Genomic DNA, 24,130 nt, shown 5'->3' on the forward strand with positions numbered 1-24,130 from the left:
TTCGATGCGGAAATTTCGATGCGGAAATTTCGGAACGGTCAGAATACGGTATAGACCAGCGTGGCCACGATCGTCATCGTCAGACCGACGATCGACTCAAACGGCACGCTTTTCATACGCTCGCCGACCGTCATCTTCATCGCCTGACCGGAAACGTGGAAGTAGTTGCCGTGCGGCAGGTGGTCGATCACCGTGGCGCCGGCCTGCATGGTCACGGCCGCGGCAACCGGCGTCACGCCGAAGTCGAGGATCGACGAACCGAACGAGCTGCTGCCAAGGATCACGCCCGTGGAGGTGGACGCAGTGGCGGCCGCCATGAGGATGCCGGCAAGCGGGGCAAGCAGGGAGCCGGAGACGCCCCACGCCTTGATGAGGTTCACGATCTGCGTGGAAAGATCGGAGTTGGTGATCAATCCGCCGATCGCACCGGCGCCGATCAGGATCAGGACCACGTCGGTCATGCGGGCGAGGCCGGCCTTGGTGTAGTCGAGCAGATGGCGGCCCTGACCCATGACGAACAGGCCGACCACGGCGGCGAACGGCAGGATATACATGGCATCCACCTGGAATTTGGTCAGCAGACCGATGCCCAGCACACTGCCGATCGGATTGACGAGCAGCAGCACGATGGCGATGACCGGGGCGACCAAGGCGCGACCGATCGACGGCAGTTCCCGGGAGGATTCGGCGGGGTCTGCGGTACCGGCGGTATCGGTATCGCCGCCGTTACCAGCCTCGGCGAGAGTCGGCGCCGCACCATGATTGCGCAGCAGCGTGGCCAGCAGCACCGCCATGGCCAGACCGCAGACGGCCGGGATGAAGCTGCCGACCATGACCGCGGACGGCTGGATGCCGAAACCGGAGGCGGCGGCGATGGTATTCGGATTCGGGGAGATGATGTTGCCGGCCTTGCCACCGCCCGACAACGCGACCAGCAATGCCAGCTTGGAGATCCCCAGACGGTTGCCCACCTCGAGGGCGATCGGGGCGACGATCAGCACCGCCACGGGAATGAACACGCCGACCGCGCAGATGATCATCGTGGCGAACGCCAGCGAGAAGATCGCCAGGCTCTCGCCGAATTTTGCGACGATGGTTTTGGCGATACGGTCCGCCGCACCGGATTCCATCATCACACCGGCCAGCACGCCGGCGGCAAGAACGCGCACGATCGTACCGACCACGCTCTGCCCGCCAGCAACCACGACGTTCACGGTCTGCGCGAGCGAGGCGCCGCCGATCAGGCATCCGATCACCGCACCCAGCAGTAGCGCGTACGTGGCATTGAGCTTTTTCAGAATCAGCACGATCGCAACGGCGAGGCCCGCCAATGCGGCCCACCAAGCGATCGAAACACCCTCCACCATGGAACATCTCCTTTGATCTCGTGGTATACGGACCAGTACCATTTGCAGCAACCTTAATCAGACTGGAATCATTGCTGTGGTATCTGATCTAGATAACTCTTATTTTCCGCGGAAAGGTCACTGCTTTCCATATCCCCGGGAACGAAAAAGATCGTTGAGAAGATCATGCAAAATAGTACCGGTAACATTCCAGCCCGGGAAAATCACCTATGCTGGTTTCATGAACATCGATCCTCGCATCGCACAGACCATCGTGGAAAACCTCAAGAACGTCATTCGCCACGACATCAACTTCTTCTCCCCCGATGGTGTCATGATCGCCAGCACCGATCCGACCCGCATCGGTTCCCAGCATGATGCGGCACGACTTGCGGCATGGGAGGAACGAACCATTGCCGTGGATACCGACGACCAGTTCCAAGGAGCCCGGCATGGCATCAACGCCCCCGTGATGCTGGGCGATGACGTGGTGGCGGTGATCGGCATCACCGGGGAGCGGAGCGAGGTGGAGCCGTTCGGCGAAGTGATCCGCAAGATGACCGAAATCCTGATCCGGGAGAACACGGATCAGATCAATCGTTTCGACCGTCGTATGATGGCCGCGAATCTGATCGGCCTACTGAGCGCCAAGGACCATGACCGCGGTCTGGTCGAATATCTGGCGGACACGCTGCACATCGATCTGCAAGCTCCTCATCGCATGGCGATCGGTCGGTGCACGCAGCAGGATGCGGCACATTCCGGACGCGACGATATCTACGATATCCTTATGCGGCATCTGGGAGATCACACGGACACCGTATTCGCGGTGTCCGCACAGGGTTTTCAGCTGTTGATCGGCGAGCGACCCGGCAAGCGGACCGGTCAATCCGGCGATGGTAAGAGCGGCGCGGTCACGACAACCGCGATCACGACGGCCACGTCCGAACGGCGACTCCTCGAAACGCTCGAGGCCGTGCGGCTGGATATCGAGCAGACTCTCGGTCGGCCGATCAGTATCGGCATCGGCGAACAGGCACTGACCACGGACCGATATTGGCACAGTTACGATCAGGCACGCACGACCGTCGATTGGCTGCGATTCACCGACCAATCCTGCGTGGCGGACTATGGTTCGATCGGCATCGGCATCGCCGTATCGGCCATCGATCGCGATGCGGCGCAGGTGTTCGTCAGTCAAGTGTTCGCCGGTCTTACCGACCGCGACATCGAACGCTTCCATACCATATTCGAGACGTATACCCGACACAACGGCAGCATCAATCGGGCGGCCGGCGAACTGTTCATACACAAGAACACGTTGCAGAACCATCTCAATGCCCTCGCCAAACGCACGGGCTACAATCCGCGCGAACTCGCCGATCGCGACACCCTGTCTCTCGCTTTCCTCCTGCGCAGACATCTTGCCTTCTCCGGCCCTGCCCTCTCTGGTCCCACCTTCTCCGCCCCCGCCTCAGGAGCCTCAACACCCCTCACGCGGGCCGCCCGGTCCAAGTGAGTCAAACCATCACACCGTTGCAATTTCAAGGGTTTTACCCTGTCGCTCACACGGGACGGGCGGCCCACGTGAGTGACATCACTCGAAACCCCATACTCCCAAGCAATAATTCCGACGACTACGGTGGATAACCACAAAACCGTCCACAAACACCCCCATGACCAGCGGCAATATCCCCAGTTATCCACATCGTTTCGAAGTAGACAGCGCCCCAAGCCCAATCGCTATACGCTCACGGATATGAGCACCTACCAATATCCCCTGCCACCGACGTCAGCGGACGGCACCATGGTCCGCGACTATCTCGCGAGATCCCTCACCGCTCTGCAATCCGAGGAGCTCCGACGCTGCCAATCGCATCTCCAGCGCAGCATCACCAATCGCCCTCCGATCTATACGGGACTGACCGCGCTAAAACTCTGCTGTATCGAGCTACCGTGGCATCCCGGATTCAGCAACGACGCATTGCAGGTCCTGTATTCCGACCGCAATCAACGCCCGACGCGAAACCATACGCGATACCTGCCTTGGCACATCCCCGATGACGGGCAGACGAAATTCGCCAACATCCACTACACGCAGGACGATACGTCGATCATTTGCACGCATCCAGTGGTCACATGGGCCGTCCTAGCACGAATGCTGAGCCAATCCGAAGTGATCGTACTGGCGGATTCACTCCTACGCGGCACCGCCTGCCCCATATCGATCACCCTTGCCGACCTGCGAACCTTTCTGAAGCAGACGCCCGACTTCGCGGGGAAACGACGGTGTCTCGCCGCCCTGCCCTTTGTCCGGACGATCACCGATTCCCCGATGGAGGCGAGAACCGTACTGGTACTGCTACGGTACGGTCTGCCGAAGCCGCAGTTGCAATGGAAAGTGTACATTCCCGAACTGCACCGGACCGTCACCGTCGACATGGCTTACCCGGAAGCCTGCGTAATCATCGAATATGACGGCGATGCGCACCGAATAGATCGACATCAACACCGTTGGGACGAACGAAAACGTCAGGCACTTCGAGCGATGGGATTCACCGTGATCGTGGTGTTTGCCGACGACGTGACCACCGTCGAGGGGAAAATCGCTTTGGTGCAGAGGGTTGCCCGGGCCTTGGGAATCGTCGAGACGGGAATGCCCCTACCGGAGTACCGTGTGCTGCTCGACGACGAACGGCGCATGGCGCATCGTCTCGAACAACGCCGGTATCGTTTGAGACAACGGGCCAAGGGACGGGCCGTATAGCAAATGGCGCGGGGTGCCGATCGAGATCGATCTCACACACGGGACGGGCGGCCCATGTGATCACCACACGCGGATCCTTGAAATTACGCCATTTTCCATATGGACCTCACATGGGACGGGCGGCCCACGTGAGGAGGTCATTGGCAACGTAAAACCGCCGCTCCGGATGAATCGGGGCGGCGGTTTTGGTTTTTTGTGTGGGTGGTTTCGCTTGAGCCTCGCTTGACCACCCTCAGTCAGTCTGCGACTGACAGCTCCCGCCAGCGGGAGCATGGGCGCTGCAGTTCAGCGAGTAGTGCTCACTGAACTGCTTTTCTGATCAGTGAGCAGAGCTCACTGAACCTGGGCGCGGGCGATCTTGCCGGTGAAGGAGTTGGCCTCGTCGGCGTCCTTCACGCCATCCTTGTTCCAGGAGAACATGGCGCGCAGCTTCGGACCAACGGTCTCGATGCGCTCGTTGGAGTACTTCTCCTGCAGCTCCTTGAAGTGCGGAGCGCCGGCATCCTGATCGTCGATGAACTCCTTGGCGAAGGAGCCGTCCTGGATGCGGCCCAGGTGGTACTCCATGCGCTTGCGGCAGTCCTCGTTGATGACGGTGTTGGTGTAGTCGCCGTACTGAGCGGTGTCGGAGCAGGACCAACGAGCCTTGTTCAGACCACCCTCGTTCATGAGGTCGACGAGCATCTTGAGTTCGTGGCAGACCTCGAAGTAGGCGATCTCCGGCTGGTAGCCGGCGTCGGTGAGGACCTCGAAGCCCATCTCGACGAGCTTGTTCACGCCGCCCATGAGCACGTTCTGCTCACCGAAGAGATCGGTCTCGGTCTCTTCCTTGAACGTGGTCTTGATGGCGCCGGCACGCAGGGCACCGAGGGCCTTGGCGTAGGCGAGGGTCAGCGCCCAGCCGTCGCCACGCGGATCCTGCTCCACGGCCACCACGACCGGGACGCCACGGCCGGCGGCGTACTCACGACGCACGATGTGGCCCGGGCCCTTCGGGGCGACCATGAACACCGGGTGATCCTCGGTGGGCTTGATGTAGCCGTAGTGGATGTTGAAGCCATGAGCGAAGGCGACGGCAGCGCCCGGCTTGATGTTGGGCTCGATGTCGTTGGCCCAGATCGTACGCTGGTACTGATCGGGGGCGAGGATCATGATCACGTCGGCTTCGGCGGAAGCCTCGGCCACGGACTTGACCTCGAGGCCCTGCTCCTTGGCGAACTGGACGGACTTGGAGGTCGGACGAAGGCCGACGACCACGTCGACGCCGGAATCACGCAGGTTCAGCGCGTGGGCGTGACCCTGGGAACCATAGCCAATGATGGCAACCTTCTTGCCGGAGAGGACGGAGAGATCACCGTCGTTTTCGTACCAGATCTGTGCAGCCATGTAAGCACTCCTTTGACTGACGCACCGACGTCGATCACGAGAATCGACACCAGCGCATGGTGTTGTGTGGTTGCGCATTATGCCGTTGTCCGCATGTTGCGCGTTCGGGGTCGCTCGGGCACCTGCCCGGGCGGTCTCAAGCGTGGCGGGATTGTGTCCCGCAAACTGCCCACCATCCTACCGATAATGTCGCCCACATCACATTCCCGTCCACAACGTGGGCGCCCCCTTGAGCCATTCATGCTCAACCTGCATCGTTTGACGCCAGCACACCGCGCACCAAACCCACCAGCACACCTCACGCCGCATACGAAAAGACCGCCGCCCCGAAATGAATCGGGACGGCGGTCTTTCACGCTATCGCAACGTCAGTCCGCGACCGACAGCTCCCGCCAGCGGGAGCCGCAATCACTGGACTGCCTTCCGGTCAGCAAGCGGCAATCACTGAACCTGGGTACGAGCGATCTTGCCGTTGAAGGACTCAGCCTCATCGGCGTCCTTGGCCGGGCCGTTGTTCCAGGAGAACATGGCGCGCAGCTTCGGGCCGACGGTCTCCAGGTGCGGGTGAGAGTACTCTTCCTGCAGCTTCTTGAACTTCGGAGCGCCAGCGGCCTGATCGTCCATGAACTCCTTGGCGAAGGAGCCATCCTGGATGCGCTTGAGCTGGTACTGCATGCGCTTCTTGGTCTCCTCGGTGATGACCGTGGAGGTGTAGTCGCCGTACTGAGCGGTGTCGGAGCAGGACCAACGAGCCTTGTTCAGACCACCCTCGTTGGCGAGGTCCACCAGCATCTTCAGCTCGTGGAACACCTCGAAGTAGGCGATCTCCGGCTGGTAGCCAGCCTCGGTCAGCACGTCGAAGCCCATGTCGCACAGGTGGTTGATGCCGCCCATGAGGACGTCCTGCTCGCCGAACAGATCGGTCTCGGTCTCCTCGGTGAAGGTCGTCTTGATGGCGCCGGCGCGCAGAGCGCCCAGAGCCTTGGCGTAGGCCAGGGTGATGGCCCAGCCGTCACCGCGAGGATCCTGCTCGACGGCCACGACCACCGGGACGCCACGGCCGGCGGCGTACTCACGACGCACGATGTGGCCCGGGCCCTTCGGGGCGACCATGAACACCGGGTGATCCTCGGTGGGCTTGATGTAGCCGTAGTGGATGTTGAAGCCATGAGCGAAGGCCAGAGCGGCACCCGGCTTCAGGTTCGGCTCAACGTCCTTCTTGTACACAGCGGCCTGGTACTGGTCAGGCAGCAGGATCATGACGATGTCGGCCTCGGCGACGGCCTCCGGCACGGACTTGACCTCGAGGCCCTGCTCCTTGGCGAACTGGACGGACTTGGAGGTCGGACGAAGGCCGACGACCACGTCGACGCCGGAGTCGCGCAGGTTCAGCGCGTGGGCGTGACCCTGGGAACCGTAGCCGAGGATGGCCACCTTCTTGCCTTCGAGCACGGACAGATCGGCGTCCTTCTCGTACCAGATAGTTGCTGCCATGATTGGCACTCCTTTAATTAGTTTGGTGATTACCGAGCGATTGGACGTCCGGCAATCGGTTGAGATTGCTGACGGCCTTCGGCGAGAAGGATTGTGTCCTAGACGTTGAAAGTCATCGATCACTGGGAACTAGTTCTAGTCCTCCAGCACCCGGCGCGGAAATCCGCGTCCAAATATTGAATATTCAATTCTTGCATTGCGGACTGGCAACTTTTGGGCCGCCAGCCGCGTCCCGTTCATTCGACCACCGCCGGATGAACGGGAGCTGAATTCCACCAAAGAACTCAGTGAAAATCCACGAAGATCAGTTGCGGTCGGTTGTCTCACACGGATCGGGTTTCCTCACACGGGACGCCCGGCCCACGTGAGACAACTTCACGGTTGTTGAAATATCAACGTTATTCAGGATCACCTCACGCGGACCGCCCGGCCCACGTGAGGACGAGCCTCAGACCCCGAAGTCACTTGGTGAAATCAACGTCCTTAGCTGAGGCTTCTCAAGGGGAACAGTCCAGTGGACTGTTCCCGAAGCCGATGCGAGCGCACTCTACAGTGCGCGAGGATGAGACTTAGGACTTGATTTCACTTGGTGAAATCAACGTCCTTAGTCTCATGGCAGCTCAGCACCGCAACGAGGCAGCACAGCGCCATGACGCCGAGGTACAGGCCCACCGAGTGCACGCCGAAGTGGCTGGACAGCCAGGTGGCGATGGTCGGCACAAAGGCCGCACCGACGATGGCGGCGAGGTTGTAGCCAATGCCGGAGCCGGAGTAGCGCACGTTGGCGTCGAACAGCTCGGGCAGGAAGGCGCCGATCGGACCGAAGGCGGTGCCCATCAGGGCGAAGCCGATGCACAGGAAGGCCATGTTGGCCACGAAGTTGCGGGTGCCGACGATGTTGCCGTTCAGCAGGAACGGGAACAGCACGGCGAACACGACGAGCAGCACGGAGGAGGTGATGATCACGCGCTTGCGGCCGAACTTATCGGCGTTCACGCAGGAGATCACGATGAAGGCGGCGAACACGCAGATGGCGATCATCAGCATGAGCAGGTACTCCTGGTTGGTGAAGCCGAGGCCGCCGCCGCCCTCGCCCTGGGCCTTGGTACCCCAGGCGAGCGACCAAGTGGCCAGCGTGTAGAACAGCGTGTAGGTGACGGCGACGAGGAACGTGGCCTGCAGGACCTGCTTCCAGGACTTGCGGAACACCTCGACGATCGGGGCCTTGACGACCTGCTTCTTCTCCTGAGCCATGCGGAAGATCGGGGTCTCCTCCATGTGGACTCGCACGACGAGGCCGATGATCACGAGGATGGCGCTGAGCAGGAACGGCACACGCCAGCCCCAGGCCAGCATGGCGGCGGAGTCGTTGAAGGACTCAAGCACGAAGTAGGTGCCGTTGGAGAGGAAGAAGCCGATCGGGGCGCCGAGCTCCGGGAAGGAGCCGTACAGGGCGCGCTTGTCTTCGGGGGCGTTTTCGGTGGCGACCAGTGCGGCGCCGGACCATTCACCACCCAGACCGATGCCCTGCACGAAACGCAGCAGGCACAGCAGGGCGACGGCGACGATGCCCCAGGTGTTGTAGGTAGGCAGGCAGCCGATCAGGAAGGTGCCGATGCCCATGGTCATCAGGGAGACGACCAGCGTGGTCTTGCGGCCCATGCGATCGCCGAAGTGGCCGAACACCAGCGAGCCGAGCGGGCGGGCGATGAAGGCGATGGCGAAGGTCAGCAGGCTCATCAGCAGGGCGACCGTCGGGTTCGCCTTGTCGGAGAAGAAGATGTGCGGGAAGTAGTTCGCAGCGGCGGTGCCGTATGCGTAGAAGTCATAGAACTCGATGGCCGTGCCGACCATGGAGGCTGCGATGACGGTCTTGACGGAGTCACGCGCCATCGTCTTCAGGTCTTTTTCAGTCGTTGCCTCGACTGCTGTCATTTCTCTAATCTCCTGTGTAGTCCGTGAATCTTCTGTTCGGGGGCCAACGGTTTCTCTCTGCAAGCGGCCGTCCGTCCGATTCCCGGGTCTCTCAGTTTCTTGAGTTGTGTTTCGCCGTTCGTTTTCTCATTGCGCGAATCGGTTTGCGATTGGCAACATGAAAAAAGCCCCGCTTTTGGCAGGGCTTAAAACCAGATTTTGTCTGTTCCGAACCCCGCCATGTTGACGGGATCGAACAGTGAAAATGTCGAATCAGTCCGCCAACGAAGACGGAATAATAATTCGGCCGGACACAGCAGCGCTCATTCCAGCGGTAAGTGCAGCGGTCATTCCGTTCATCTTGGCGAACCTCCTTTCGGCGTCATACATCTTTGCGGGCCGTTCGACCCGAACCACTGTGAAAGATAGGCGTGGCCCCCGGCGTATGCCACTCGGGGGTCACTATGTGGACAGTACCGGGATCAGATAATGATCGCGTCGTAGATCGGCCGCAACGGCAGCTCGACCACCCCCAGTCTCACTTCCGTTCGACAGCCCCCGCCGGCGGGGGCAGGGTAATGTGTATCCGCTGTTCACCCCAGTCTGCCTACCGGCAGGCAGACTGGGGGTGGTCAAGCCCTACAGCTCGTAGGCGAAGGCCTCCCACGGGGCGAGCTTGCCGAAGAGCAGGTCGGCGGCCACCTGCTCGGACGGGTAATTAGCGATCAGCACGCGGTCCGCGCTCGCCCCGCCGATGATCGCGCCCGACATGTCGAGACCAAGCACGTCCTTGGTTTCGGGCGGCAGCGCGGCCGATTCGCTCGACATGTTGACCACCACCACAAGGCGCTTCTCGCCGGATCCGTCGATGCCGCCGCCGACGCCCTCCTCGTGCAGCGTGCGCACGAACGCGTACACCTGCGGGTCGGCCTCGTCGAGCATGTCCCACGCGCCGGCCGCTACCACCGGATTGGTGTGGCGCAGCTCGATCAGCTTCCGGTAGAAGGCGAGCACCGAATCCTCGTCGCGCAGCTGCTTCTTGACGTTGATCACGTCCTTGTTCGGGTTGGTGCCGATCCACGGCTCGCTCGGCGCATACGACGCGGTGAAGCCGGCGTACTTGGTGGCGTCCCACTGCATCGGCGTGCGGGCGTTGTCGCGGCTGATCGCCTTGAGCGCCTCCATCATCGCCTCCTCGGTCAGCACGCCCGCCTCGGTGAGCTGGTGGTACATGTTGATCGACTCGAGGTCGCGGTACTGGTCGAGCGAGTCGAAGTACACGTTGGTCATGCCCAGTTCCTCGCCCTGATACACGTACGGCGTGCCGCGGTGCATGTGCAGCAGCAGCGCGATCGCCTTGGCGGAGAGCACGCGCATCTCCTCGGTGGAGTCGTCTCCCCAGCGGGAGACCACGCGCGGCTGATCGTGGTTGTTGAAGAACAGGCTGGTCCAGCCGCGATCCTTCACCGCCTGCTGCTGACCGGCGAGGCAGCGCTTGAGCTGGCTGAGCTCCCACGGTTCGGCCGTCCACTTGGACTGTCCGCCGCCCGGCTCCACGTGGTCGAACAGGAACAGCATGTCGAGCTCGCGGTTGTCCGGATCGGTGATGTGCTCGTTGCGCTCGGGCGTGATGCCGGGCGCCTCGCCCACGGTGAGGTAGCCGTCACGTCCGTCGAACACCTCGCGGTGCATTTCGGCGAGGAACTCGTCCTGCCGCGGTCCGTCGGCGCAGAACGGGTTCGGGCTGGAGTAGCCGTCCGGCCCGATCGGCCCGGCGTCGACCGTGGACTCCCCCACGCCCGGCAGTTCGCCGTTGGCGTCCACATGCTTGGAGATCAGCGTGATCACGTCCATGCGGAAGCCGTCGACGCCGCGGTCGAGCCACCAGTTCATCATCCGGTACACGGCCGCGCGCACCTCGGGGTTCTCCCAGTTGAGGTCGGGCTGCTTCTTCGAGAACTGGTGCAGGTAGTATTCGCCGCGCTTCGGATCGTATTCCCATGCCGATCCGCCGAAGTACGAGCCCCACGCGTTCGGCTCGGCGCCCGGCGTGCCCGGTTCGTGGCCCGCCTTGGCCGGCCGCCACCAGTACCAGTCGGCGTGCGGATCGTTCTTGTCACGCGAGGCCTGGAACCATGCGTGCTCGTCGGAGGTGTGGTTCACCACGAGGTCCATGACGACCTTCAGTCCGCGGGCGTGCGCCTCCTCCAGCAGCTCGTCCATGTCGTCGAGCGTGCCGAACATCGGGTCGATGTCCTGATAGTCGCTGATGTCGTAGCCGTTGTCGTCCTGCGGCGACCTGTACACCGGCGACAGCCAGATCACGTCGACGCCGAGATCGGCGAGGTAGTCGAGCCGGCTGGTGATGCCGGGCAGATCGCCGAAGCCGTCGCCGTTGGTGTCCTGGAAGCTGCGCGGGTAGATCTGGTAGACCACCGCGTTGGACCACCACGGATTCGGCGTGGCCCCGTTGGTGTGGATGGCGTCGGGAAGCGTCATGCGCTGCTCTGCGGTCATTGCGATCCTTTCTGTGACAGAGTGATTGACTAAGGTGATTGAGAGTGATTGGTTATCGGTGACTATCGGTAATGGTCAGTACTGATCGGCAATGATCGGATCAGCCCGGACCTCGGTCAATCCGGACCGGATCGGCCCAGACCCCGACCGTTCCGTTCAAACCTCGATGGCCCAGAACAGCACGGCGTTGGCCGGATTCAGGCTGGGCATCCGCAGACCGGTGGACTCCAACACCGCTCCGGGCAGCCGGATGCCGTCGGCGTTCCACCATCCAAGCGGGGTCTGTCCGTTGGCCGCGGACTCCAGTTCGCCGCCGCCGGCCGCGCTGTTCCATCCGCCGCCGAGATCGACGTTCACCGGCACCGGCTGGATCAGATACGTCGATTCCGGCTTCAGACCCGGCAGGTGCACGGGTGCGGCCGGGTAGGTGGCCGACGTGGTCAGCTGCGTAAACCGGTAGATCGCCGCGGAACGGTCGGGCTTGACCACGCCGTCGAGGCGGACCGCCGGATCGCCGGTGTCGGCGTGGACCAGCGTGTCGATGGCGAACCATTCGCGGTGCTTCTTGAACTCGGCGATCCACTCGGCCAGTTCGTCGACGGCCTCCTGCGGCTCCTTGAGCAGATTCCACTCCACGCCGAGGTGGCCGAAGAACGCGGTGGCCATGCGCATGCGCTGGCTGGTCGGCCGATGCGTCGAATGCGCGGGACTGGCGCCCACATGCTCGCCGATCATCTCCGGCGGCACGAGCAGCGAGGTGTAGCGCTGGATGTCCACGCGCTCCACCGGATCCACGCAGTCGGACGCCCAGATGCGGTCCGCGTATTCGAGGATGCCGAGATCCACGCGACCGCCGCCCGACGAGCAGCTTTCCAGCTCCAGTCCGGGATGATTGTCCTTCAGCTCCCGCCACATCTCATACACGGCATCGGTCTGCGCGTGCACCGCCGGCCGGCCGGAATACGGCGAGACGGCCTCGGTGACCAGACGGTTGTGATCCCATTTGATGTAATCGATGCCCAGTTCGTCGATCAGTCCGTCGATCGAGTCGAACACGTACCGCCAGGCCGCCGGATTGGTCAGGTCGAGCGTCTGCTGGCTGCGGCCCTGCATCGGCAGACGTCGGGCGGGCAGTCCGGCACCGCCCGGCTGAGCCGCCTCCCCGGCGCCGCCCCCCGGCACCGCGGCAAGGATCCAGTCGGGGTGGGAGCGGGCCACGTCGGAGTCGGGATTGACCATCTCCGGCTCGAACCACAGGCCGAATTCCATGCCCTTGCCGTGCACGTAATCGGCGAGCGCCTTGAGGCTCTTCGGTCCGTCCGGCCATACGTCGGGCGAGATCCGCCAGTCACCGAGGCCGCTGGTGTCGTCGCGGCGGGAACCGAACCAGCCGTCGTCCACGACGAACCGTTCCACGCCTACCTCGGCGGCCTTGTCGGCGAGCGCGGCGAGCGTGTCGAAGTCGTGGTTGAAGTACACGGCCTCCCAGGTGTTGAGGATCACCGGCCGCGGCTTGGCGGACAGTTCGGGGTGCCGACTGCGCAGGTAGGCGTGGAAGCGCGCGGCGACCGCGTTGAGGCCGTCGCCGAAGGAGCCGTATACCCACGGCGTGCAGTAGACGTCGTCCCGCCGCAGCGTGACCTCGCCGCCGAACAGCGTTTCGCCGCCGCCGATCAGACCGCTCGTGTATGGCGTGCGCTCGGCGGAGAGGACGGAGTTGCCGCTCCACGCGGTATGTACGGCGTAGGTTTCGCCGTGTTCGAATCCGAATCCGGGGACGCCGGCCGCGAGCAGCAGCGAGGCATCGAAGTCAGGCCGGCCGACCATGCTGACCTTCGCGAAGCGTCCGATGGTGAGCGGCTGGCGCTGCGGGGATCGTTCGCGCAGATGGTGGCCGGTGGTGGTGAGGATCTCCGTGGCCACGGCCGGTACGGGGAAGCCGAGCTCCACGATGTTCACGGCCAGCGCGTCGGTGCTTGCGGCGGCCGGGCCGTCGGTGCCGGACGGGTTGACAGTACCGGACGGGCTGACTGTGCCGGCCGGGTCACTCACGGGGGCCGGGCTGCTCACGCCTGCCGGATCACCCAGATTGCGCACTTCGGCCCGCTGACGGACCAGTCCGCTCGGCAGCAGTTCGCAGACCCATCGCAGGCCCACTCCCTGATCGGCGTCCTCGGCGCTTACCGTCACGACGGCGGTGTCGGAGGCCTCGACCTCGGCCTTGATCATGGTCACCGTGAACCGGCAGAACAGTTCCACGCCGTTCCGGCTCACCGAAAATCGCGGGGCACCCGTCCATGATTCGGACTGGGTGGGCAGAATGCTCGGCCATGAGGTCTCGTCCAACGCACCGGAGACCCGCTGCGGCTTCGTCGCATCGTACAGGTTCGGCAGCCATTCGCCGCGTCCGGCCGCGGGCAGCGTACGGCCCCAGTGCACGATCCGGGGCAGACGGTCGTCGGGGAAGATCAGCGCGACCGCGGCGTTCGCGGCTGACTGTTCGAGATACACGGCGTGCAGGGCGGTGCCGTCGGCGGCGACTCCCTGCGCTTCCTGAACGACCGGCTTGGCGGGGGCGGGACTGAACTTCGGCATCGTTACCTCGTTTCGCGCAAACATCCGGTGGCCGTGACGACGCCGGATGATCACTGGATCTCTTGGTCTGACTCCCATCCTAGAGACCGAGGCTTACCGATCCGCGGATTGCCGACGCGGGCCGTGTCACTTGCGGTTCGGCAGCTTCTCCTTCAGACCGGGAGTGATCTTGATGGCGGTCCACAGGCTGCGGATCAGCAGCACGCCGAGGTAGATCGCAAACAGATTGGCTCCCATACGCGGGCTGATCGCGCCGGCGATCATCGTGCCGAAGGGGGCCACGATCGCGGCGGTGATGCCGATGGCCAGACCGTTCTTCAGGTGGACGAGCTTGCGACGCCAGTTCGCGGCCGTGCCGGCGATCGAGCTGGGGAACATGGCCAGCAGCGAGGTGCCGCGGGCGATCAGATCGGAGGCGCCGAACAGCACGGACAGTGCCGGGACCATCACCGCGCCGCCGCCGATGCCGAGCAGGCCGGCGAGCGTGCCGATCACCACGCCGAGCAGAGCCAGCAGCACGCCGGTGACCACGGTCATGTGGATGGTCTGGTCGCGGGAGGGGGTGAACACGATCTGCGAGGTGATCACGAAGCACAGGAACACCACGAACACCCAGCGCAGCGCCACTTCGGGCAGTCGGGACAGCAGCCAGCTGCCGATCTGCGAGCCGATGAGCATGCCACAGACGAGGAGCAGCGCGGCGATCCAGTCCACATTGCCGCCGGTGGCGTAGGAGATCACGCCGGTGACCGACGTGGGGACGATCGCGGCCAATGACGTGGCCGCCGCATGACGCTGGGACAGGCCGAGGAACACCAGCGCGGGGACGATCACCGTGCCGCCGCCGATGCCGAACAGGCCGGAAAGCACGCCGGAGACCAGTCCGACGCCGATCAGCATCATCCATACGTGGCTCGCCGGGCGGCCCTCCCCCAGCGTGGCCGAGCCTTCGTCGGATTTTGCGGTGGTGGGCTGTGCGGTGGTGGTGGACTGTGCGGTGGTGGCGTTCGAGGCAGTGGCGTTCGCGCCGGCGGCGGGCTTTGCGGCGCTGACGTCCACGGGGTGCAGCTTCACCCGCGTGTTGTCCGCCGCCGCCGATGCGGAATCTTGGTTCTTCATATCGTCATTCACGATGGTCACTGTACTCTTCACCAATTACTCTCATTGGCGTATGCCCATCGTCCTGCGTCCATGGCCCATCGCCGTCTCAGCCGGCGGCGTTTGATGGATTGCACTGCATTTCACTGATTTTGCAATCCGATCCATCGAAATCATGCGGGATTTCATGGATTACGCTGCATATCGCCGAAAATCACGCGCAATCCATCGGCCGGCGACCACCCAGCCGACAGAAACCGCATGATTCCAACGATCTGGATATCACGCGGCGGACGACTCGATGGATTGCACTGCATTTTGCCGATTTTGCAGCCCAATCCATCGAAATCGTGCCAAAAACGATGGACCGCGCCGCATATTCGTCAATATGCAATGCGATCCATCGGCCCATCGACACCGCACCCCGTCAGCCCCACAGCACCGCACCCCACAACACCACAGCCCCGCCAACACCGCGATCCGTATGATGGAATCAACGTGGGGAGGCCATATGGGCAATATCACCGATACCGCTCGATCGGAGACGCGGGATTTCGCCGCGCATCCGTTCGACGACGTGGATGCGCTGGTGCTGTCGCAGCTGATGTACGAGCGCATGCCCTCCTGCGTGCCCACCCTGGCCGACGCCGAACGCCAATACGGCAGTTTTGTGGCCAGACTGCGGTCATGCTCGCCCCGCCACCCGCTGCGATCCTTGAAAACACTGTGGCGCAGGCCATTCCCCTCGGTCCCGATCCGGACGATCGACCACAATCTAGGCCCCTCGGACTTCCGGCTCGACACCAACTACGCCGGTCTGGGCGATCCGGAGTGCACGGCGGAGTTCTTCCGCGTCCTCGCCGTCAATCCGCGATACGCCCCGCTGGGGTTCGGCGCCTACGAGGAGCTGCACGACGAGGCCAGGCAGATGCAGTTCGCGGCGATGACCGTCGATCTGGGACGCATTCCCCGCGTGACCGCGACCGAACCCCCGTCGACGACCAAACAGCAGCCGGCCGCCACCAACCGGACCGCCGACCAAGACTCCGCCAAACAGACCACTACCAATCAGCCCACCACCGCCAAGCAACCCGACACCGGCCCATCCAACACCCCGCCCGCTCCCACGCTGGCCGTGGTGTTCCGCGGCACCGACACCTCACTGGTCGGATGGAAGGAAGACCTCAACATGGCCTGCCAGTATCCGATCCCCGCTCAGGAGGCGGCGGCGCGGTATCTCGCCCGCGTGGCCGATCTGTGGCCGGGCCGGCTGCTGGTCATGGGTCATTCCAAGGGCGGTAATCTGGCGGTATATGCGGCGATGGCCGTGCCCGAAACCGTGCGCGAGCGCATCGACGTCGTGTATTCGCTGGACGGGCCGGGATTCCTGCCCGGCATGATGGGCAGTCACGCGCCCGAATATCACGCCGTCAAGGCCAAGGTACGCAAGATCGTGCCGGAGTCGTCCAGCGTGGGCATGATCTTCGAGCAGCTCGACGACGATTCATTGGCCGAATACGCGGCGTTCGTACCGGTCCGATCCGATGGGACGGGCGTGATGCAGCATTTTGCGTTCACCTGGCAGATCGGGCGGCAGATCGGGCGGCCCAGCGATTCAAAGACCGCCGCCACGGAGACCACCACCCCGGAGATCTCGGAGACCACGGAGACTGTCGACGGAGGGTTCTCCCCCGCGCCCGACGGACTGTCGCCGATCGCCCGGCGGTTCAACAAGTCGCTGAACGACTGGGTGCTGAGCATGCCGGTCGAGCAGCGGCGGCGCGTGATCGACAGCGTGTACGACGTGCTGCGGGCCAGCGGCGTGACCTCGATCGTGGATCTGCCGAAGTCGCTGCCCGGGTCGATCCCCGCGATGCTCGGCGCAGTGAGGAGCCTTTCCGCGGACGATCTCGCGCAGGCGGGGTCGGCGCTGCGACTGCTCGCCGCGGCCACGCTGAACAATCTCGGCCGGTAGCGAGGTAGCGTCCGGTCACGACCACCCGGCCGGTAGCAGGGCATCGTCCGGACAGACCGACGGATAGCCCGCCCGGCAGACAGACCGACAGCCCCCGTTCGGCAAGTCGTAACGTCGAATTCCCCGATCGGCGGGACAATGGCAGTGGATACGATCACATCGAGATCGAGGAGGCCAACGATGGCATACGCAACTGTTAATCCATATACCGGGGAGACGCTGAAGACATTCCCCTTCGCGACGGTCGAGGAGACGGACGCGGCGCTGCAGGCCGCGCACGAGGCGTTCGAGGGCTGGAAGAACGAGCCGATCGAGGAGCGCACCGAGGTGCTACGCAAGGCGGCGGCGTTGCTGGAGACCGAGCGCAACGAGTACGCGGAGATGCTCACCACCGAGATGGGCAAGATCATGTCGGAGGCGCAGGCCGAGGTGAGTGTGTGCGTGGCGATTCTGCGGTATTACGTGGAGCATACGAAGGATCTGCTGAAGCCGCGCATGCTGCTCACGCAGGGGTTCGGCGAGACCGACGTGCATCTGGTCAATGATCCGACCGGCATCGTCTTCGCCGTGGAGCCGTGGAATTTCCCGTACTATCAGGTGATTCGCGTGGCGGCGCCGCAGCTGGCGGCAGGCAACGTGGTGGTGTTGAAGCACGCGTCGAACGTGCCGCAGTGCGCGCAGCTGATGGAGCGGCTGTTCATGGAGGCGGGGGCGCCCAAGGGCGTGTTCACGAACCTGTTCCTGCCGCATGATCTGACGGAGCATGTGATCGCCAGCCCGTATGTGCGCGGCGTGGCGCTGACCGGTTCGGAGAAGGCAGGCTCGATCATCGCCTCGCTGGCCGGCAAGCATCTGAAGAAGAGCACGCTGGAGCTGGGCGGCATGGATGCGTTCATCGTGCTCGAGGACGCCGATATCCAGTCGGCCGCCGAATGGGCGGTGCGCGGACGCAACCGCAACGCCGGTCAGGTGTGCGTCTCGTCCAAGCGGTTCATCGTGGTCGACGCCGTGTACGACGAGTTCGTGGAACGCTATCGCGCGGAGGCGGCCAAGCTGGTGCCCGGCGATCCCGCCGATCCGAAGACCACGCTTGCCCCGCTCTCCAGCGCCACGGCCAAGAAGCAGGTGGAGCAGCAGGTCGCCGACATCGTCGCGCAGGGTGCCTCCGTGGAGTATCTGGTCGACGTGCCGAAGGAAGGCAATTTCTACCCGTCGGCGCTGCTGACGAACATTCCCGAGGGCTCCGAGGCCACGCGCACCGAGATCTTCGGACCGGTGGCGCAGCTGTATCGGGCGAAGGACGAGACCGACGCGATTCGCATCGCCAACGACTGCCCGTACGGTCTGGGCGGCTCGGTGTTCACGTCGGACATCCATCATGCGCAGGAGATCGCCCGACAGCTCGACACCGGCATGGTGACGATCAACCGCGCGAGCGCCTCCGGGCCGGACATCCCGTTCGGCGGCGTGAAGAACTCCGGCTACGGCCATGAGCTCATCGATCTGGGGCTTAAGGAGTTCCTGAATCAGAAGGTCGTGATTAATGGCTAGGTGCTGAGTTCACTAGTTCACTCTTTTTGGCCTTCGTCAACGAGTGAACTCAATGTTGTTCCCCTTCACAGAACAACGAACAGGCCGCCCCGGGAAGATCAATGATCTGCCGGGGCGGCCTGTTCGATAATGTGCGGTTCCAATTCACTCTTTTTTCATGCCATGCAAAGAGTGAACCGGATGTCGGCTCACAGGCTCAAAAAGAGCTCATGAATCCTCGTGTCATCGGTCAGCTCGGGGTGGAACGCCGTGGCGAGGATATTGCCCTGACGCAGACCCACCACATTGCCGTTCACCTCGGTCTCCACGGTGGCCTCGGGGCCGACGGAGACGACGAACGGCCCGCGGATGAACACCAGCGGGAAGTCCTTGATGTCGCCGAAATCGGCGGTCGCGGCGAAGGATCCGAGCTGACGCCCGTAGGCGTTGCGGCGTACCACGGCGTCGAGCGCGCCGAAGTACACGTTGTCGTCGTTGTCGAGCTTCTTCGCCAGCAGGATCATGCCGGCGCAGGTGCCGAACACCGGCTTGCCCGCGGCGATGTGCGCGGCGATCTTGTCGAACAGTCCGGTGGAGTGCAGCAGCTTGCCCTGCGTGGTGGATTCTCCGCCCGGCAGGATCACGCGGTCGATGGACTCGTCGAAGTCCTCGGCGGCGCGCAGCAGCTTCCACTGGGCGCCGAGACGGTCAAGCATGGCCGCGTGTTCGGCGAACGCCCCCTGCACGGCGAGGATACCGGTCACGCCATGCTTGGCGCTTTCGGCCTCGTCGGACTCTTCCTTGGAAATGTATTCAACGGCTACTACCAATGTCGCCTCACTCGCCGCGGGCGGCCATGATGGTTTCGATCTCGTCCTCGTTGATGCCGACCATGGCCTCGCCGAGGTTCTCGGAGAGCTTGGCGAGCAGATCGGCGTCCTGCCAGTTGGCGGTGGCCTGGACGATGGCGGCGGCGCGCTTGGCCGGGTCGCCGGACTTGAAGATGCCGGAGCCGACGAACACGCCTTCGGCACCGAGCTCCATCATCAGGGCGGCATCGGCCGGGGTGGCCACGCCGCCGGCGGCGAAGTTCACGACGGGCAGGCGGCCGTTGTCGTGCACGTACTTGGCCAGATCGTAAGGCACGGCCAGCTGCTTGGCGGCCTCGAAGATCTCGTCGTCACGCAGGCCGACGAGCTCGCGGATCTGCTTGTTCATGGTGCGCATGTGGCGCACGGCCTGGATCACATCGCCGGTGCCGGGCTCGCCCTTGGTGCGGATCATCGCGGCACCCTCGGCGATGCGGCGCAGGGCCTCGCCCAGGTTCTTGGCGCCGCACACGAACGGCACATCGAACTGGGTCTTGTCGATGTGGTAGACGTCGTCGGCCGGGCTCAGCACTTCGGACTCGTCGATGTAGTCGATCTCGATGGCCTGCAGGATGCGGGCCTCGGCGATGTGGCCGATGCGGACCTTGGCCATCACGGGGATGGACACGGCTTCCTGAATGCCCTTGATCATCGCGGGGTCGGACATGCGGGAGACGCCGCCGGCGGCACGGATGTCGGCCGGAATGCGCTCCAGCGCCATGACGGCGCAAGCGCCCGCATCCTCGGCGATTCGCGCCTGCTCGGGCGTGGTCACGTCCATGATCACGCCGCCCTTGAGCATCTGGGCAAGATTCTTGTTCAGCTCGGACCTGTTCTCGGCCATGCTTTCTCCTCTTGTTATCGATACCGTGATATCACGGATACCACGCGGATATCGTTCGATTGGCGTCCCCCGTCGCCCCGCACGTCGGTACCTCTTCGGCATGGCCCGGACGGCCATGGAGTCGCGACTCGGCGCATGGTTCGGCGAAAGCGCAAACACACAATCATCCATGCTATGGATCCTGCGTTACATCCATGCGCATTGCCCAAATATCGACGCAAAACCCGCGGTTATGAGATAACAAAAACCGATAACGCGCTCAAATCCCCTCACTTGGGCCGCCCGTCCCGCGTGAGGTGCTACCGCTGCAGACGACACCGCTACCGCTGCAGACGACACAGCGCGTTCATGGCGTCCCGCACGAACGGCGCCTCCTCGCCGCTGAACAGCACGATCAGGTAGTCGCCGGCCCGCACCTCGGTATCCCCGCGCGGCACGATCTCGCTTTCCCCTCGCCGCAGTCCCACGATCAGGCATCCCGAGGGCCATGCCACGTCACGCACCCGGTGCATGTCCGCGGGCGCCCCCATCTCCACGGGGAACTCCATCACGCCCCGCCCCACCTTGCTCGGCACCCGCGCCTCATCGGTGCCGGCCGCGACCTCGTTCGGATGCTGCTTCATGTACCGCTCCAGCAGCGCCCCGTAGATCGGCTTGACGTGCAGCACGTCGGACACCAGCAGCCCGATGAACGCACTCAGCGCCACCGGCAGCATATGCGTCACGGTGCCGCTCATCTCCACGGTGAGCAAAATCGACGTGATCGGCGTCTTCACCGAGGCCGACAGCGTCCCCGCCATCCCGCACACGGCGAACAGCGGAATGCTCTCGGCCGGCAATCCGGCAAACTGGTTCGCCGCCAGTCCGCAGATCCCGCCGCCCAGCGCGCCGACCGACAGAATCGGCATGAAGATGCCGCCCGGCGTACCCGCGCCGAAGCTGGTGGAGGTGAACAGGATCTTGGCCACGAACAGCAGGATCATCATGCCGAGCCCCACCTCGGCCACATCCCAGATCGACCCGAACCCGGCCGCGGCGGCCTGCAATCCGGCAGCACCCCCGTCATCAGCCGCCATCAACGCTCCCCCGTCATCCATGCCACCGCCCACATGCTCGGCGAGCGCGATCAGGTTCGCGCCGCCGCCCAGCACCTGCGGCAGCAGCAGTCCCACCGGCAGCGCCAGTCCCAGCGCCACCACGGGCCGAGCCATCGCCGGCAGCTTCCCGAACAACGTCTGGAATCCCAGCAGCGACCGGTTCATCAGCACGCCGATCAGTCCGGCGATCAGCCCCACAGGCAGCACCCATACGTACTGCCCGATCGGCAGCTGCGGCAGCGATCCGAAATCCAGTACGGGAGTCAGACCGAAACAGTATTTCGATACGAAATCGGCGGTGAGCGAGGCCGCCGTGGCCCCCATCAGAATCGCCGGCGAGAAACTGCGATGCACCCCTTCCAGCGCGAACATCATGCCGGAGAGCGGTGCGCTGAACGCCGCGGAAAGACCGGCGGCCGCACCCGCGGTCACCAGATAATGCTCCTGCATGTCCTCACGACGCCCCCGTCGCAGACGATGCGCCACGAACTGGGCCCCGCACGCGCCGATCTGGATCGACGGACCCTCGCGTCCCATGGAAAGACCGAACGCCCCGGCCAGCAACCCCCCGATGAACCGTACGGGCAGGATCGTCTGCCACCGCATCTTCAGCCCGAACAGCACCACCCCTTCGGTCTGCGGGATACCACTGCCGGAGGCCATCGGCTCACGACGGATCATCCACGCGATCAGCAGGCCGGCCGCAAGCGCCGCCACCGCCCAGGGAGCCATAAGCCACGGCGTCTGCCGGATCTGCGCGTACATCCACCGCGCGAATTCCACACCGTATTCGATGCCAAGACGGTATAGCACCACGAGCACGCCGGACACCACGCCGATCAGCACACCGGCGGCGGCCATCTTCCACTTGAGCCGGTTGAACGAGGACAGCAGCCGATTCACCGTCGATCGCGTATTCACGCCACCTCCCTCACTCGCCACAATCCGGTCCGGAACCGGTAAATTACCGGGTCCGGTCACCATCCCGACCGGATCGCTCTCCATTCCACAGTGAGTCTACGCCGTGCCGTTCTCGACATCGCGTCGGTTCACATCCAGTAATGGCAAAAAGCCGAGCGCCCCGCAGTACCTTTATTTGACGCCAAATGACATATTGGTCACCCAAGATCATGGAATCATTGAAATTCCAACAATTTTTTATTTGACACCAAATGACGCGGCGGTGCTAAACGTCTATCGTTCGCACCGCCGCGTCAACAAGGGCCACCATTCTACCGGCCATAGTCGGTTCCGAAATAACGTTGCGTACCCGTTCAGCGGAGCCGCCTCGGCTTCCGACTACACCTCACCGTTTTCGACATTGCGGCGGGCCACGCCTTCCATGATCTCGGCGTACTTCTTGTCGATGTCATAGAAGCATAGGATCACAATACCTACCACGAACAGCGCAATCGGAATCCATACGTAGATCTGGTAGATCGAATTGATGGCACTGGCCGACTGCTCGGCCTTGGTGCCGTCGTATCCTCCCCATCCGAGTACCCAGCCGGTGAGCGCGGTACCGACGCCTACACCGATCTTCTGCCCCAGCGAACCGCCGGAGTACAGTAGGCCTTCGTTACGTACACCGGTCTTGGCGTATCCGTATTCGATGGTATCGGGGAACAGCGCCCACACCGCACCGAGCATCGGGCCATAACCAATGCCCTTCACGATCTGCGTGAACATGATGAATCCGAAACTACTCGGCATAAGCATCGGCAGCGCATAGCCGATAATGCTCACCACTGAAGCGGCCAGTAGCACGCGGGTCTTGCCATACTTCTCGTACAGCTTCGCGCACACCACCAGCATCACCATGCATGGAGCGAGATAGCCGATCGACAGCACGCCCACGTAACCGGCATCATTGAGGATGTACTTGGCGTAGTACACCAGCGAACCTTGCGTCAACGCGTACATCACGCTCCATACCACGAAGAAGCCGAATGCCAGGAACCAGTACTTGTTCTGTGCCAACGCCTTGAGACTGATCGACAGCGGAATCTTCTCCTTGTGAGGCTGCTGGACGCGTTCGCGTTGGGTCTTGAACACGATGAGCAGCAGCACTACGCCGATCGCGGCGAGAATCGCATACGTCCAGACCCAGGAAACCTGCTTGTTACCGAATGCGTTGACGAGCGGCAGAGTGAGATTGGTGACGATCAGCACGCCGATCTGCGCGAGGAACATGCGGGCAAGATTGAACTTTTCACGCTGTCCCTGATCCTGCGTGACCAACGAGTTCAGCGTGCCATACGGGATCGCGATCGACGAGAACGCCACCATCAGCACGTTGTACGAAACAAAGATGTAGATGACCTTCACCGTGTCGGACACATTCGCCGGTACCGCGAACAGCAGCGCGGTCAGAACGGCCAGCGGCACACAACCGAAGAGCAGCCACGGTCTGGTCTTGCCCCAACGGGAACTGGTTTTGTCCACCAGAGAGCCGACACATACGTCGATCACGCCATCGAAGGCGCGGGAGAACAGCATTAATGTGCCGATGATCGTGGCGGAAACGCCGACTACGTCAGTGTAGAAATACACCACATACATACCCAGCGAGGCAAAGGTGAAATTGATGGCCATGTCGCCGATGCCATAGCCGACATAGTCCTTAAGACCTAGATTCTGTTTCATGGACGGGATTGCCCCCGCGGTTTGTGATGTGTGGACGGCGGTCATTGCGGTC

The 24,130-nt window shown here is 63.2% G+C and carries 15 protein-coding genes; 4 read left to right on the top strand and 11 right to left on the bottom strand.

The genetic code is table 11. The features are described from left to right. Positions 1-38: 38 nt before the first annotated feature. Positions 39-1,367, bottom strand: a complete 1,329-nt coding sequence (locus tag CSQ87_RS03130) for a GntP family permease (protein WP_100512401.1) — start codon at positions 1,365-1,367, stop codon at positions 39-41. Between the two features lie 76 nt (positions 1,368-1,443). Between CSQ87_RS03130 and CSQ87_RS03135 the strand changes: the two genes are divergently transcribed. Both CSQ87_RS03135 and CSQ87_RS03140 read left to right on the top strand, forming a co-directional pair. Next, positions 1,444-2,865, top strand: coding sequence for a CdaR family transcriptional regulator (locus CSQ87_RS03135; RefSeq protein WP_133122332.1), 1,422 nt, complete (start codon positions 1,444-1,446; stop codon positions 2,863-2,865). Between the two features lie 240 nt (positions 2,866-3,105). After that, positions 3,106-4,113 carry a DUF559 domain-containing protein gene (locus CSQ87_RS03140; RefSeq protein WP_100512403.1) on the top strand — a complete coding sequence of 336 codons (1,008 nt, stop codon included), beginning with the start codon at positions 3,106-3,108 and terminating at the stop codon, positions 4,111-4,113. A 333-nt stretch (positions 4,114-4,446) separates the two neighbouring features. On the opposite strand, the gene ilvC (CSQ87_RS03145) is transcribed toward CSQ87_RS03140, so the two are convergent. The 6 genes from ilvC (CSQ87_RS03145) to CSQ87_RS03175 form a co-directional block, all read right to left on the bottom strand. Then, the gene (gene ilvC, locus CSQ87_RS03145; protein ID WP_276310765.1) at positions 4,447-5,577 is read right to left on the bottom strand and encodes a ketol-acid reductoisomerase; all 1,131 of its coding nucleotides are present in this window, start codon (positions 5,575-5,577) and stop codon (positions 4,447-4,449) included. A gap of 363 nt (positions 5,578-5,940) precedes the next feature. After that, positions 5,941-6,993 carry a ketol-acid reductoisomerase gene (ilvC, locus tag CSQ87_RS03150; RefSeq protein WP_100512405.1) on the bottom strand — a complete coding sequence of 351 codons (1,053 nt, stop codon included), beginning with the start codon at positions 6,991-6,993 and terminating at the stop codon, positions 5,941-5,943. A 582-nt stretch (positions 6,994-7,575) separates the two neighbouring features. Then, positions 7,576-8,928, bottom strand: a complete 1,353-nt coding sequence (locus CSQ87_RS03155; RefSeq protein ID WP_420868081.1) for an MFS transporter — start codon at positions 8,926-8,928, stop codon at positions 7,576-7,578. 618 nt (positions 8,929-9,546) lie between these two features. Next, a complete protein-coding gene (locus CSQ87_RS03165) occupies positions 9,547-11,424 on the bottom strand; it encodes an alpha-glucosidase (RefSeq protein ID WP_100512408.1) in 1,878 nt (625 codons plus the stop codon). A 156-nt stretch (positions 11,425-11,580) separates the two neighbouring features. Continuing rightward, a complete protein-coding gene (locus tag CSQ87_RS03170) occupies positions 11,581-14,019 on the bottom strand; it encodes an alpha-galactosidase (protein ID WP_100512409.1) in 2,439 nt (812 codons plus the stop codon). A gap of 126 nt (positions 14,020-14,145) precedes the next feature. Beyond that, positions 14,146-14,922 (bottom strand): sulfite exporter TauE/SafE family protein, encoded by a 777-nt coding sequence (locus CSQ87_RS03175; protein WP_100512497.1) that lies wholly within the window; start codon positions 14,920-14,922, stop codon positions 14,146-14,148. 706 nt (positions 14,923-15,628) lie between these two features. Between CSQ87_RS03175 and CSQ87_RS11005 the strand changes: the two genes are divergently transcribed. Both CSQ87_RS11005 and CSQ87_RS03185 read left to right on the top strand, forming a co-directional pair. After that, a complete protein-coding gene (locus CSQ87_RS11005) occupies positions 15,629-17,092 on the top strand; it encodes an Mbeg1-like protein (protein ID WP_243388812.1) in 1,464 nt (487 codons plus the stop codon). Between the two features lie 180 nt (positions 17,093-17,272). Continuing rightward, positions 17,273-18,643, top strand: a complete 1,371-nt coding sequence (locus CSQ87_RS03185; RefSeq protein ID WP_100512410.1) for an NAD-dependent succinate-semialdehyde dehydrogenase — start codon at positions 17,273-17,275, stop codon at positions 18,641-18,643. A gap of 188 nt (positions 18,644-18,831) precedes the next feature. Here CSQ87_RS03185 and pdxT read toward each other — a convergent pair whose 3' ends face one another. From pdxT to CSQ87_RS03205, 4 genes are all read right to left on the bottom strand, one after another. Beyond that, the gene (gene pdxT / locus CSQ87_RS03190; RefSeq protein ID WP_100512411.1) at positions 18,832-19,452 is read right to left on the bottom strand and encodes a pyridoxal 5'-phosphate synthase glutaminase subunit PdxT; all 621 of its coding nucleotides are present in this window, start codon (positions 19,450-19,452) and stop codon (positions 18,832-18,834) included. A gap of 7 nt (positions 19,453-19,459) precedes the next feature. Next, positions 19,460-20,335 carry a pyridoxal 5'-phosphate synthase lyase subunit PdxS gene (pdxS, locus tag CSQ87_RS03195; protein ID WP_093960904.1) on the bottom strand — a complete coding sequence of 292 codons (876 nt, stop codon included), beginning with the start codon at positions 20,333-20,335 and terminating at the stop codon, positions 19,460-19,462. Positions 20,336-20,655: 320 nt separating this feature from the next. Further along, entirely contained in the window at positions 20,656-22,293 is a 1,638-nt protein-coding gene (locus tag CSQ87_RS03200; RefSeq protein WP_100512499.1) for a ClC family H(+)/Cl(-) exchange transporter, read from the bottom strand. 438 nt (positions 22,294-22,731) lie between these two features. Next, on the bottom strand, positions 22,732-24,078 hold the full coding sequence (locus CSQ87_RS03205; protein WP_100512412.1) for an MFS transporter: 1,347 nt from the start codon (positions 24,076-24,078) through the stop codon (positions 22,732-22,734). Between the last annotated feature and the right edge of the window lie 52 nt (positions 24,079-24,130).

The organism is Bifidobacterium simiarum (assembly GCF_002802905.1).
Classification (GTDB): domain Bacteria; phylum Actinomycetota; class Actinomycetes; order Actinomycetales; family Bifidobacteriaceae; genus Galliscardovia; species Galliscardovia simiarum.